Origin of the sequence: Vibrio sp. 1-Bac 57 (genome assembly GCF_037546855.1) — a bacterium.
In the GTDB taxonomy this organism is placed as follows: Bacteria; Pseudomonadota; Gammaproteobacteria; order Enterobacterales; family Psychromonadaceae; genus Psychromonas.
In genome coordinates this window covers 1-13,902 of the sequence record NZ_JALAAC010000055.1, presented here as the reverse complement: position 1 = coordinate 13,902, position 13,902 = coordinate 1, and the positions used below count along the sequence as shown (strand labels likewise).

General features: G+C 36.2%; 13 protein-coding genes. 9 read left to right on the top strand and 4 right to left on the bottom strand.

The annotated features are described in order from the left end of the window. The first annotated feature begins 229 nt into the window (after positions 1-229). The 4 genes from MT391_RS19725 to MT391_RS19710 all read left to right on the top strand — a co-directional run bounded on the left by MT391_RS19725 (position 230) and on the right by MT391_RS19710 (position 3,916). Entirely contained in the window at positions 230-2,767 is a 2,538-nt protein-coding gene (locus MT391_RS19725; RefSeq protein ID WP_028868911.1) for a heavy metal translocating P-type ATPase, read from the top strand. Between the two features lie 9 nt (positions 2,768-2,776). Continuing rightward, positions 2,777-3,145 (top strand): cupredoxin domain-containing protein, encoded by a 369-nt coding sequence (locus MT391_RS19720; RefSeq protein WP_028868912.1) that lies wholly within the window; start codon positions 2,777-2,779, stop codon positions 3,143-3,145. A 149-nt stretch (positions 3,146-3,294) separates the two neighbouring features. After that, complete coding sequence (locus tag MT391_RS19715; protein ID WP_028868913.1) at positions 3,295-3,498, top strand: DUF2933 domain-containing protein; 204 nt, start codon at positions 3,295-3,297, stop codon at positions 3,496-3,498. A 49-nt stretch (positions 3,499-3,547) separates the two neighbouring features. Then, positions 3,548-3,916: a hypothetical protein gene (locus MT391_RS19710; RefSeq protein ID WP_028868914.1), complete on the top strand. Its 369-nt coding sequence runs from the start codon at positions 3,548-3,550 to the stop codon at positions 3,914-3,916. Between the two features lie 381 nt (positions 3,917-4,297). Here MT391_RS19710 and MT391_RS19705 read toward each other — a convergent pair whose 3' ends face one another. The 3 genes from MT391_RS19705 to MT391_RS19695 are packed head-to-tail and all read right to left on the bottom strand — an operon-like array spanning position 4,298 to position 6,051. Next, the gene (locus tag MT391_RS19705; protein ID WP_499499739.1) at positions 4,298-4,654 is read right to left on the bottom strand and encodes a hypothetical protein; all 357 of its coding nucleotides are present in this window, start codon (positions 4,652-4,654) and stop codon (positions 4,298-4,300) included. Beyond that, positions 4,647-5,831 carry a tyrosine-type recombinase/integrase gene (locus MT391_RS19700; RefSeq protein ID WP_499499737.1) on the bottom strand — a complete coding sequence of 395 codons (1,185 nt, stop codon included), beginning with the start codon at positions 5,829-5,831 and terminating at the stop codon, positions 4,647-4,649. Before MT391_RS19700 ends, MT391_RS19705 begins: the two co-directional genes overlap by 8 nt. A gap of 7 nt (positions 5,832-5,838) precedes the next feature. Continuing rightward, positions 5,839-6,051, bottom strand: a complete 213-nt coding sequence (locus tag MT391_RS19695; protein ID WP_499499736.1) for a hypothetical protein — start codon at positions 6,049-6,051, stop codon at positions 5,839-5,841. A 136-nt stretch (positions 6,052-6,187) separates the two neighbouring features. Here MT391_RS19695 and MT391_RS19690 point away from each other — a divergent pair, with 136 nt between their 5' ends. The 3 genes from MT391_RS19690 (at position 6,188) to MT391_RS19680 (ending at position 8,088) form a co-directional block, all read left to right on the top strand. Then, positions 6,188-6,394 carry a helix-turn-helix domain-containing protein gene (locus MT391_RS19690; protein WP_499499734.1) on the top strand — a complete coding sequence of 69 codons (207 nt, stop codon included), beginning with the start codon at positions 6,188-6,190 and terminating at the stop codon, positions 6,392-6,394. Between the two features lie 422 nt (positions 6,395-6,816). Next, complete coding sequence (locus MT391_RS19685) at positions 6,817-7,404, top strand: hypothetical protein (RefSeq protein WP_499499732.1); 588 nt, start codon at positions 6,817-6,819, stop codon at positions 7,402-7,404. Between the two features lie 51 nt (positions 7,405-7,455). Then, the gene (locus MT391_RS19680) at positions 7,456-8,088 is read left to right on the top strand and encodes a Fic/DOC family protein (protein WP_499499731.1); all 633 of its coding nucleotides are present in this window, start codon (positions 7,456-7,458) and stop codon (positions 8,086-8,088) included. On the opposite strand, the gene MT391_RS19675 is transcribed toward MT391_RS19680, so the two are convergent. Continuing rightward, positions 8,066-8,221: a hypothetical protein gene (locus MT391_RS19675; protein ID WP_499499729.1), complete on the bottom strand. Its 156-nt coding sequence runs from the start codon at positions 8,219-8,221 to the stop codon at positions 8,066-8,068. The genes MT391_RS19680 and MT391_RS19675 overlap by 23 nt on opposite strands. 75 nt (positions 8,222-8,296) lie before the next feature. On the opposite strand from MT391_RS19675, the gene MT391_RS19670 reads away from it, so the two are divergent. Both MT391_RS19670 and MT391_RS19665 read left to right on the top strand, forming a co-directional pair. After that, complete coding sequence (locus MT391_RS19670) at positions 8,297-10,585, top strand: hypothetical protein (RefSeq protein WP_499499727.1); 2,289 nt, start codon at positions 8,297-8,299, stop codon at positions 10,583-10,585. Beyond that, the gene (locus MT391_RS19665) at positions 10,578-13,691 is read left to right on the top strand and encodes a hypothetical protein (RefSeq protein ID WP_499499725.1); all 3,114 of its coding nucleotides are present in this window, start codon (positions 10,578-10,580) and stop codon (positions 13,689-13,691) included. The genes MT391_RS19670 and MT391_RS19665 overlap by 8 nt, the downstream gene beginning before the upstream one ends. Positions 13,692-13,902: the final 211 nt, after the last annotated feature.

The following is a 13,902-nucleotide window of genomic DNA, read 5'->3' as shown; positions in this document are numbered from 1 at the left end:
CATTCAAGATGCAAAAATCAGCAAGTAGTGAGGTGAACAGGTTCTAGGCATAAAGGTGAAGATATAACGGGTTTCAGCCTAAAATAATAAATAAGCCTTAATTAAAGATGTAAATTATTTTTGAAAAATGGAGTTCACTAATTATTACAGGATCAGCTTGACCTTGCCTCAAGGGTAAGGATTAAGCTTCTTAATAAAGTCACTGTCCAAACTGAAATAAGGAGCAAGCATGTCTTTACCTACAAGTCTCAAACTGCCTATTTATGGTATGGCCTGCAAAGGTTGTGCAAGTAAATTACAAACAGAACTAAATGCAATAACAAAGGTGAATGCAAAGGTAGATTTTGCATCGGAAAGTGCAGAAATTGTCATTGAAGACAGTTCAGATTATGATGCAACATTAAAATCCGTTGTGATTTTAATTGAACAAAAAGGCTATAAAACGACTCCCCCCTCGCAACAGGATACAGTGAACAATAACCTTCCTGCACAGGAAAAATCATCAAAAGATAAGAGTCCTGCCTCCTCCCAAGTACAAACACAAGAGTTGCTTGTAGAAGGGGCAAGTTGTGCAAGTTGCGTCAATAAGATAGAAAAAGCATTAAATGACCTTCCTGATGTTCAACAAGCACAAATGAATTTTGCGCTACGAACCCTAACTGTCACTGGCGATGTTTCAGAAGATATAATTATAAAAACGGTTCAATCCGCAGGTTATAACGCTAAAAGTACAGATAATGCTAGCGATGAACAGCTACTTGATGAAAAAGAGGAAGCAGAACAAAAGTATTACCAGAAACTCATGACACAAATGAAATTTGGTTTAGGTTTAGGTGTGCCATTAATGGTATATGGCCTAATGGGTGGGCCTATGACAGTCAACTCAACCATGGATCGTGCAGTTTGGTTATTGATAGGCCTTGTTTGTGCCGCTGTTATGTATTTTGCAGGTAAACATTTTTATATCGGCGCATGGAGATCTTTTGTTAATCATAACGCGAATATGGATACGTTAATTGCCTTAGGAACTGGTACTGCATGGTTATATTCAATGGTTGTTGTTATCTACCCATTGGCGTTACCTGAGATGGCTCGACATGTCTACTTTGAAGCGACTGCAATGATCATCGGTTTAATTAATTTAGGATTAGCGCTTGAAGTTAAAGCGAGAGGCAGAACTAGCGAAGCGATACAACGATTGATTGGTTTACAGCCGAAAACGGCACGCGTTATTCGTGATGGCAAAGATATTGATATTAACATTGATCAAGTGTTATTAAATGATCTCGTACGCGTGCGCCCAGGTGAGCGCATTCCTGTTGATGGCAAAGTTGACGAAGGCAAAACAACCATTGACGAGTCGATGTTAACGGGCGAGCCTATGCCGGTAAAAAAATCAATAGGTGATGAAATCGTTGCCGGAACCATTAATAAAAGTGGATCTATTATTTTTCGGGCGACACGTGTTGGTAAAGATACAGCGCTCGCACAAATAATTAATATGGTCAAACGGGCGCAAAACTCTAAACCCCCGATAGGACGCTTAGCTGATATTATTTCCGCTTATTTTGTGCCAACCATTATGATTATTTCCATTACCAGTGCTTTAATCTGGTTAAACTTTGGCCCAGATCCAAGTGTTGCCTTTGCAGTAGTATCAGCAACTACAGTACTAATTATAGCCTGCCCATGTGCGTTAGGGCTTGCTACGCCTATGTCGGTAATGGTAGGTGTGGGAAAAGCAGCCGAAGTAGGTGTGCTTATTCGTAATGGTGAAGCATTGCAGAGTGCTTCAAAAATCACAGCTATGGTCTTGGACAAAACAGGCACTATAACCTTAGGTAAACCTAAAGTTACAGATGTTCACAGTGTTAATTCGATGGTAGATGATCAGATATTACAATTAGTGGCAAGTTTAGAAATTGCTTCTGAACATCCATTAGCACAAGCCATTGTGGAGTCGGCAAATGAAAAAGGATTAAGCACAGATAAAGTCGAACATTTTAATGCCATTACTGGCCAAGGTGTAGAAGGTGTTGTGCTCGATAAACGCTTATTTTTTGGTAATTACAAACTAATGAGTGAGCAAGGTATTAATGTCAATAAAGAAAGCCTTGATATTAGCCAAAAAATGGCAAGCGAAGCTAAAACGCCGATGTTTTTTGCTATTGATGGTGAGCTAGCCGCGATTATCGCCGTTTCCGATCCGATCAAAGAAGATTCAATTTCTGCTATCAAGCGTTTACAAAAAAATGGTATTCGAGTGATCATGCTCACTGGTGATAATCAAGCAACGGCAAAAGCGGTGGCACAAAAAGTAGGTATTACAGAATTTTTTGCTGAAGTACTACCGGAAGAAAAATCACAGAAAGTAGCGGAATTACAAGCTCAAGGTGAAATAGTAGGAATGACTGGAGATGGCATTAATGATGCTCCAGCACTTGCCCTTGCAAATGTTGGTTTTGCAATTGGTACAGGAACTGATGTAGCGATAGAAAGCTCAGATATAACATTAATGCGAGGCTCGTTACATGGCCTTGCTGATGCAATCGCAGTGAGCAAAGCTACCTTAAGCAATATTAAACAAAATCTATTTGGTGCTTTTATTTATAACGTCGCGGGTGTTCCTTTTGCAGCGGGAATTTTATTCCCATTCTTTGGATTATTACTTAGCCCTGTTATTGCGGGTGCTGCAATGGCTCTTTCATCGTTAACGGTAGTGAGTAATGCAAATCGTTTACGTTTATTTAAAGCACAAGATCATTAGGAGAAAATTATGTTAATTATTAACTTTGTAGGCATCGTTTTAATTGCTTTCATTGTTTGGTGGTTTTGGCTTTACTCCCCAAATAATAAGCAAAAAAAATTAGCAAATAATATCGGTGATGAAGTAAATATAATGGTGCAGGACGGTGTTTATCAACCATCGAATATTATTCTAAAAGCTAACACACCGAGTGTTATTAAATTTATTCGTAAAGATCCAAGCCCATGTGCGGCTACGTTAATTTTCCCTGATTTTGAAATTAGTGATGAATTACCGTTAAACAAAACCACTGAAATTTCACTCCCCCCTATGGAAAAGGGCAAGTATGTATTTCACTGCTCAATGCAAATGTACAAGGGTTATCTAGTCGTTGAGTAATTGATATTGCAAATCTTAACTTTTAAAAAGTGCTGGGCAATTAAATGATATTGCAAATGTGAACTTTGAAAAAATGCTGGGCAATTAAATGATATTGCAAATGTGAACTTTGAAAAAATGCTGGCCAAATAAATATTGAGGTAAAAATTATGATAAATAATATTAAAGCACTCTTATTAACGCCTAAATCTTGGGTGGTTATAATGGCAATAGCAGGCGTAACTTACTATTTACTGACTAAACATAACCAGTATTTTTTCGAGTATTTACCTTTTTCGATTCTTTTATTATGCCCTTTAATGCATTTCTTTATGCATGGAAAGCATCACCATAATGATAAGGATCCTAAGTAGGCATATTTACATTATTTTCCAAATAAAAATCAAAAAAGAGGGGGTTAACATGAGTAATTTAGATCATCGAGCCGGCGTAACAGAAGTTAATTTAGTGCACAGAAAAATTCAATTAATAGGATTAACAGAACTAAATCGAACGAAAATTATAACTGAAATAGATGCAGCATTTGGCATTGATTCAGTCACAATTGATATTAAAGATGCCCTACTAGACATTGCTTATGACGCAACTCATATAAATTTAGATGCTATTGAACAGATAGTTATTAAGCATGGTGCAGATGTTTCTGATGGTTGGTGGGAGCTCTTGAAAGAAGGCTATTACAAATTTGTCGATGAAAATATAATGGAAAATGCAAAACATAAACCATTGAGTTGCCACCAAGCACCACCTAGAAGCAAGAAAAATAGGTAACTGTTTATTAAAAATATTTAAAAAATCAGCGATAAAAGACTGTTCTATTTAAAGCATATTAGAATTGACCGTTTTATGTCTCGAATAAAGCTCTAATTATATATAAAACAACAATATGAATGTAAAGTATCTATTTATTGAGAGGAAGAACAGATGAAGATTAACCCCCTCTTTTAACTGAAGATAAAAATACTAGTAATATTTAATTCATCCTGTTGATGATTACTATTTACAAGCTTCTAGAATGAGAAACTCTAACACTACATGCTTATTTAAATAAAAATTAAAATGATATAACATCGCAATTTAGGGATCAGTCCTTTTTCAGTAATCACATAAAAATTATTAGGATAGTGATATAGCTGCTATCCTAATCTCTAACTATAACCCTATGGAATCCTGTTTTAAGCTATTAAGCCTCATCACTAAACGATTCTGTAATTCATTAATACCACAATCAAAACGAGGTTGATTTAGCTCTACTAGTTGTTCTAATAACCACTGCTCGACCATTTGAATATTTGTTAAATATTCGTACCCACATAACAAAGCTACCTCTCTTTGAGTTTGATTTATATATAAATTACGACAAATTATCTGAGCAACTTCATAGGTTGATTTTAATAACGATCTCGTCAATTCAATACGCTTTACTTGCAGGCTCGATAAATAAGTTTCACTTTGCGATATTTGGCTATCAATCTGCTGCACTATTGGATGATCATGGACACTAAGCATTATCTTCTCCTTGAGTTTGTACATAACGATCAAAGGCACTGCCATCTTGCCGAGTTAAGTTGGGTACATAACGTGAATAAACACGAAATAACATCGTTGTAGTGGTATGCCCCATCTGCTGTGCAATCCATTCTGGCGATTCACCTGCTGCCAGTAACAACGTGGCGTAGGTATGGCGTGTTTGATATGGGTTTCTGTATTTCAAATTTAATCGTTGCAGCATAGGCTCCCAAATAACACGGCTAATAGTTTGATAATTAAATGGCTTGCCATTATTTTTACAAAATACAAAAGGCCCTAGGTGCTTTGTTACTTTCATTTGTTGCTGCAATGCAGATACAACTCTATCAGTCAGCTTAATAGTTCGATTTGAGCCGTCAGTTTTTGCGTCTGTCATATCCCCTTTTACAAGGCTTTGAGTTATGTAGATTTGCTTCTTATCTAAATCGACTTTATCCCAATGTAAACCATCAATTTCTCCTGTTCGTAAGCCTGTGAAGAAGCGCACTGTGTAATAGGATTTAAAGTCATCAGGTGCAGTTTTGATTAATCGCTCAACTTCATTTAAAGAAAATGGGTTGACCTCGGTACGCGGTATTTTTAAGGCTTTAATATTTTTCCAAGGTGACGTAAACTCATATCGATCAGCGGCTTCGTTAAGCAGCATTCTTAGTGGTGTCATAATATGATTGATACGAGAAGCGGATAGTGTTTTCTTTGTTCGAGTCTGGACTTTGGCGAGAGCAGCTCGAAACGTTAAGATATCTTGTTTTTTGATGACGCTGATCTTCATATGCCCAAATGCAGGCAAGATATGCGACTCTAAAATCCCTTCAATTGATTGTTTATGACTTTTACGCCATTCAATCGCTTTTTCATTAAACCACAACTCTGAAAACGCTTTTAATGTTGGTGCATCAGGCGCATTAAAATGATTAGTCGCTGTTTGTTTGCGTTGTTGTAGCTCTACAAATTTTGTAGCTCGTTTTGAGTTTGGAAAGTATTTACAAAAATCAAAAGTACCTAGTACTACTTCTGCCTCTATCACTTTCAATAACTTATCCATACGCTTGCGATTTGCAGAAGTAGCCGGTAGATTTGTTTGCTCTCTACAGCGGATCCCTTCAGCTCGAAATTCGATAACTAATTTATTACTTCGTTCACTTATATTTCCCATAACAACCTCACATTCCTACCGTTAAAGAATTTAAAGAAATACCGTTAAGCATCTCTTCTTCTATACGCTCCCAAAGATAGAGGATTTTTCTTCCTCCAAATGGACGAATGTAATGCACCCCTTCGAATAGAACTGAATCTTTTAATTGCTCACGAATTGTGCGCTGATCATATTTAATTCGTTCTGATAGTTCAGAAGTTGTCATATATGTAATATTCATAATATACTCTCCTATTATTAAAACTAACTGTCTGAAGAGAACTTTGCTCTCCTACAGGTTAAAATATATCATTAAAATAATTCTTTGCAAGACATTTTGCCTCGCTATAGAACATTTTTTATCTAAGGAGATCATTTTGAAGTGTCATTTATCAAAGATCATGGGCGTTAAGCGTTTAAAAATAGCGGATGTTGCAAGAGATACAGGAATTAATAGAGGTACAATAACTAGGCTTTATAATGAAACAGCAACAAGAGTTGAATTAGAAGCAATCGATTTATTATGTGCTTATTTGGAAGTATCGATCGGAGAGTTATTTGAAGCTGGAGAAATAACAGAATAAAGATTTAATAGTCATCATTGTTTTTGAGTAGTACTGATGAAGTGAGGTAATGAAAAATACTAGAAATAAATTAGATGCCACAAACTAGCCACAAAACGGCCACAAATGTTATTTATCAAATAATAGAAACAAAAAAACCAAGCACAAGTGCTTGGTTTTTAAGTATAAAGCTTGGAGCGGGCAGCGGGAATCGAACCCGCATTATCAGCTTGGAAGGCTTACCCCCTAGTTTTTGTTTTTAACTTTAAAATACCAATTAAAACAATAACTTCATATAAAACATGCAATTAAAAACAATCTAAAGAAAAATAATTAACACCATTTAACATCACAAAACACCTATTATTACGGCATTTACTTTGTTTTTGGTCACAACAGATCGTATAGTATTTATACTAAAATGGCAATTTGAGCGGCGCTATATGATCAAAATTCTGAGTACGAACAAAAAGAAAAATCTAACTTTTAATATTCATGAAGGTGCCAAAACTGCATTTGAATTTTTCATTTCTATGGAAAAATTATTCAATATTGAAAAGCTCCAAAACTCATCGACAGAGTTTTTTGCTAAGACGATGACACTGCATGCAATTGAAAACAACACCTCTATTCAAATAATTTCAGGCTTCGAACACACCGCTTTTGATTTAACAAAAACTGATTTTTCTTCTATCAACATTCTCATATATTCACCTGAATTATCTAAAGATGATATTTCAAAAATGGCTTGGTCTGGTGTCATTGAAAAAATTCACTCGTCAATTGATATGAAATCACTTGGGCGCCTAATGAATCAAATCAATGAAAAAATGCCAGAAAATTTCATAAAAACACTTTATGGCTCAGGCCATTTGTCGGAACCCAAACTAGCTGAACTAGCATCAATATGTCGTGGCACTATCGCTAATCAGAGGAGTGCAATTAGAGAACCAAATGGAGCAAGCAAAGTTATTAGTAAAGATGATATTTTAAACGAAATGAGAGCAGAGCTGCTTTTAAGCAAAGCCTAATATTTAAACGAATAAACAATCTGATCGATAAATCGCTTTGAGGAATCACTGATGGCTAAAAAATATGAAGTAAATTCAACAGAAGGTGAGTTCCAAGCTGGATCTGATTCTAAGGTGCTTAAAAATTTACTTGGTATCACTACTGAAGCTGAAATAAACGAAGTTGAAAGTATTCTGCTTGTTCAGTTATACCAGCATCTATTTGATGAGACACAACCACAGTTAAACTCATTAACGGTTGCCGATATTAATGAATGGCATCGAAAGTGGTTAGGTAATATCTATGAATGGGCAGGCACTGCAAGATCTGTAAATATGAGAAAAGGAAGCTTTGATTTTGCATCAGCTAGACAAATATCTAACCTTTTAGATCACTTTGAAAAATCGTTACTTAGTAAGTTTGATGACTTATCGAATACAAGTGAAGAATCCCTTATCCATTTCTTAGCAAAGGTACATGTTGAGTTTATTTTGATCCATCCATTTAGAGAAGGTAATGGTCGAATTGCACGATTATTATTGGATGTGATTGCAGATAAGACTGGCTTTGCACTTTTAAACTATGACCTTTGGGATGAAAATAAAGCGTTTTATTTTAAAGCTATTCAAGCAGGTGTTGCTGGGGATTACCAACATATGGAAAGATTAATAAGTGATGTACTTACGCTAAAGTCAGCCAGTTGAATTTACTTTCTTTATTTTTCAACTTCTTCTCGAGCTCGCGAATAGGTTCACCAGTTTCGATTGCAGTAGAGCTAGCAACAGTACGGTAAATTTGATTTTTTAAATCTATATTTTCTTTTTTACGCTTAATCATTTTTTTATCCAAGTTAAGTTTTCAACAATATTAGCACTTCTAACTTAAAAGATACCATAAGAATGGGGATTATCAATGACAGAAGATGACGTTAAAGCAAGATTTGAAAAAGAGAATATTGAAATATTCTTTATAACCCTGTTTCCAGCTTCATTTGAAAAAGATGCCCTCTCTTGCATTTCGCAAGAAGTAATACGACTGACTCAGATACTTGCTCCCGCTTTAAAAAGAAGTTTTGATGAAGATATTCTACTTCAAGAAAAGTTAAAGGAATATTCACAACATCCGCCCTGCACAAAAGAAGCATTATTGACGAAATGCAAAGGTAGCTTAGATATTTACTACCTTCCTGCCATGCTAGCCTCTGTTCCAGTCAGGGCTTCTTATGATTTAGAACAATTCGATCAATACAAAGCATTAATGTTGTCCGTTGCGATTAAGCTAATTTTTATGGGGAGCACTTCAGGGCTAATCGAACGCGCTTGTAATGAAATAAGGTTTTATGCAAAAGGGAAAAGAGAAAATCTTGCCCCTCACTTGCCTCGGCTTAACAAAGTGGGTAATCGTTACCTACCAGATCTGATTACTGATTTTGAAGATAAACGAGAGAATTTACCGAACAGTGATTTATCAAAAAAACTCACTAAAGCAATCGATGCTCAATTAGCTCATTATCATACCCCCTTAAGTAAATGCGCTGAAGATAAAAAGGGGATAGAAAGAAGAGCAGGGACTCGAGAATTCACTAGCCGACATGCAATGCTTGAAATTACTCATGAAGATGCAGAGTTAGAGGGCGAAAACAACATCGAGGTAAAGATATTCTCAAGCCAAAAAAAAGTGACTGAAAAATGGGAACAAGAAGAAAACATAGGTAACGACAAAGAGTTCGTCGTTGTAACTGTGAAAGAACCAGCAACTCATCATTCACACACTCATTATGGTGCTCAAGCTGTACAAGCAAAGGCTATTTCAGATCATATCATTCAAAATAAAATATCCTCCTCCTGCAATATAAATCAAGCAACGGAATTTGAAATACACCAACTGTTAGCTTATTGTGAAAATCATTATTACACTTCAGGTGAAGAGAAAAAACCAGTTGTAAAGTGCCTAATACTGATGCTGTTTTTAGGGAATAGCCACGAACAAATTATTGACACAAAATTTAGTCTTAAAAATGGAAATAGTACGCTTACCCGAAAGCATATAATTCCATCTCAAAAGCAGCGACCTGAAGTTGCTCTTTATTTACCTGATATCAGTAAGTATTTTGATATTACGTTTCCGCGATCTATAAAAAATGCAAAACTATTAAAACAAGTCACCAAGGAAGACCTTTCAAGTGTTTTATCTCTTATTAATAAGCAATACCACACACACTTAACATTAAATAAAATTAGCGGTTTTTTAAGCCATCACCAAAAACAGGTAGGCATCGATCCCGTATTAACACAGTTGATATCAGATCCTGATGTACAAAAATTACCCGCCCTTTCATATACCCATATTGATATTGAAGCCCTGAATAACGCCTTTAATCATTTTATTGAATATCTTTATAAAATAGCACCTACACTTTCTATTTCTCGTCCCACTATCTCAATGAAAGAGTTGCCAAAGATAAAAGGAGTGAGTGATAACAGGCAGCTAGGATCTGCCCTAGATGTGTCTGAAGATATCCTTTCTAGCTTAATGAATAAGTTAATTACACGTATCAATAAAAGCACAACAAACAAGAGCTACTGGTTTACAGCTGACCACCATGATTTGATCGCATCATACACACAGATGGTATTGGGGTTATCGTCTGGTTATCGGCCAGTAACAGGATGGCTAGGTAAGAAATCTGATTTAAACCTTTTTTCTGGTGAATATTACATTGCAGATAAGGATTCATTGGCAATCGGCTCTGGTCGCATTGTTATTATCCCGCCACTGACAGTAAAAATAATTGGACAATATTTAGCGTTCGTATCACAGGCAGCACGCTATTTTAAAAATACAAAACCTCTATTGAGCAAACGTTACCAACAAATATTAAATAGCCGAGAGCATCTATTTTTCTACCGCAATACCCAGACTCCTGAAAAATTATTCGAAGAATCAACACCAGAAACGATTATTCTACAATTTGATTACTTCCCACTACCGCCTAACTGGCATCGTCATCAATTAAGAACGCTTTTACATAAGAGTCAAATTGCACCTGATTTAATGGATGCTTGGATGGGTCACACAAGCATTAGCCAAACTGCTTTCTCACAATTTAGTAGTATTGGTATTGAAGATTTAAGAGACATCTCCATCCATATTGAAAACTTACTACAGCGAATTGGCGTTAAGGAGGTGGCCTTTGTCTAAGGAAATTGGCGTTAATGCAAGGAAGAAAAACAGAAATGATGAGATACGTCGTGTATTAGCAAAAGCGAGTAAAATCGTTGATGACTTCCTGCCAGTTGAGTGTCCTCTTCAACAAGCAGAGTTCCTACCACAATGGGAAAAAATGGAAGAGATGCTTCGTAAAACATTTGGTGAGGCGCGTGATTTCAAACTCGCATTTAATCGTGCAGTTAATACGGTTGAAAATTATAGGAAAAAAAATAACTGGCAAGTGAGTGCACCAGCTTACTTATTCACCGCCAAACCAGAAAAGCAAACGAAAAATATAAACTGGATACGCACAGCTTGGGCATTTGAACAAGAATACCGTGGTTGGTATGAGAATTTTATAGCTCAATCACCAGCAGACAGAAATATTGATCAGCACTTTCAAGCGTTGATACTTTCGTTCATGTGCCACTCAGGCCATTGTAGCTATCCACTGATTGATGCTTTTGTAAAACAACTTGTATCACCTTTAAACATCGTTAATGCAGGTGGGCTTCCGTTAATTACATTAAATTATACAGCACTAGGCTTTAATACAAACGTATACGATGAAGTAGGAAACAGCACAACACAAAGCCAATGCTATTTATCACCTTTTACACTAGGGCTAATCAAACAATGGCAATCATTAGATATAAAAAGCTGGAAGCCTCCTACATCACATTTAGCCCTTTATAACCAACTCACAATTGGTATGGACAGGGAATTAGCATATTTCCCTGATTCACTAAAAAAACTACGTAAAGCAGCAACTTATATTGTAGAGCGAACAGAAGGTGCCAACATAAACCAAGCGTTGTCTGAATTTATATCTGGACGCACTAAATCATATTCTTTACCAATAGATAACCTAGCAAGAATTGACACCACCTTAGTTGCTCAAGGAGGGTTTGAAGCAAATGCTAACGATCCATCAATTAGTAGCTCCACTTTTACCAACAACCCTACCACCACAAATAGTGATTTATTTCATAAACTTAAAGTTGCCTTAAAGAAAGCAGATCCAAAACAAAAACGTTCAAAAGCAACACTCAAAGCATCATTGTTAAGCATTTCAACGTTATCACTACCATTTGTTCAGCAAGCACTCTTGAAATGGTTTATTCATAAGTTAGATACAACATGTAAACCTAAAACAATTGCAAACTACCACTCATTGTTAACTCGTCGCTGGCTATTTGCATTTGAAGGTGAAAATATTGAGGGCATGACTCATAGTCAAATAGCTGAAATATATAGAGAGATGATTGAACAGTCCCCTACAGAAAAAATAAAACAAAACCTAACAAAGCGTATTAGTAATTTGCATGGGTTTTGTGTATCACAATTTGGATTCCCCGCCTTACTTGAGCCTATTAACAATAACGCTAAACAATCTAACCATACCCGCGCTGGATTTATTGATGAGGTGCTTTTCAAAGCCTCATTGCAAGAAATAGATCACTTAACCAACTTAAGTGATGACAATAAAGACACATTAAAATGCATTGCCATTCTCAGCTTCCGTTGCAACCTACGCATTGGTGAAATAAGAAAATTAACACTCAATTTCATTGAAAAGTCAGAGATCGGCTGGATGCAAATTCGCAGTAATAAAATTGGTAACAATAAGAAACCAGCTTCTTTAAGAAAAGTACCACTTTATCCATTACTGACAGAGAGTGAAAACAAACTTGTTCGTGAATGTATTGCCCGTAAACGCATATTATCAATGGCCGATAATAATCTTGCTTTTACATTAGGCAGTGATATTTACACGCCTTTTGATGAACTCTATGTTTCAAGTACCATTTCAGGCATTTTGCGTCATCTATCACAGCTAGATTTTTTGGTATTTCATCACCTAAGACATAGCTGCATTAGTCGTATACAGTTAATGGTCGAAGTTGATGATGCTTATGCCCTACTACCAAATGCAGTGCCTTACTCAAAAGAGCAAAGCCAAGCAATTACACAACTTATCTGCGGTCAATCATTACGCAATAAGTACTATGGTATTGCTCGTTTTGATGGTCATGCGACACCAGCAACTTGTTTTAGCAATTACTTTCACTTTTGTGACTGGATTGTTGCCCATAAGCTATCTAAATCAACGCACAACATTACACCACAAGAGAATCGAGCTTTTGGTTTAACAAGTCGTCGTCACTTCTCTGATTTACAAACAGCACACTCAAATTCAGTAAAAATTAAGCACTGTTATGATGAATTGAGCGTAAAGCTAAAAATAAATAGCTTGAAGCCTAAGTTGCTTGAGGCAACAGAGTTTAAAGCGAAACAGCAAGAAGAGGCTCAAAACAAGCAAATAAGTATTATGCTCTGCTACGATATTCTCAAGAAGATAGAACAAGGTTATGCGCCTGAATTTTTAGCGATTGAATTTAATATCAACATTCAAACGATTAATCGCTGGATAGACAACGCTAAACATATTCAAACAATAAAGACAAAAAGAAGTAGCCCCGCACCCCGACACTCTCGTCCTTCATCATTACTCCAAGGAAAGCCATCAAGCAGTAAGGAGTTAGCCTTTCTAGATAAGATAATCATCAATATGCGTACTAAATTCAAAGAAAATAACGATGATAATAAAAATAAAGACCGCATTATCAATATGCTAAAGCATGCATTACGAAACCAATGCATGAATCAATCGGGTATTAACTTCAATTGGCCTGAAGATTTAGAGTACTTTTTAAAAGCCTTTGAAAATATTATCCCCAAAAGTTACTGGCGCGTGGTGACTTACACTATCGAAAAAAGTGCAGTGCTTGATGATTGGGAAAGAGCCTATAAAAATATTAAAACTAGAAAAGGAAAAAGAGCAAAGCCAACTGGTGCCACGGGTAGAGGCCATGTACGATTAGAACTTATTCATCCTGATGAATCTTCGATTAAAGCGATTAGTAAAGAAAATCAAGCCCGAAAAACAAGAGAATTTGAGCAACTCAATGCATTAGGCACTCTAGATATTAAACAAGCAAAGCCACAAAAACCTAGAAAAAAATACTCGTCAAACAGCCTTAGTTTTTTAATTCACATGATGGGAGTAATGATGATTAATGCGGACTCTAACTAAGTGGCCACAATCACTGCCCCACTACAAACCAACTTTTTTCATTTCTAAATCCTTAGTGTATTCAATTGAGGCGGTAACTCTAAAGTGGTTTCATTACATTTTAATGGCAAAATTGTGACAGAAAAATGGGGGCGAGTTGGTGTGCAAACATATTCAAACAATAAAAGACGAAAAGAAGTAACCCCGCACCCCGACACTCACGTGCTTCATC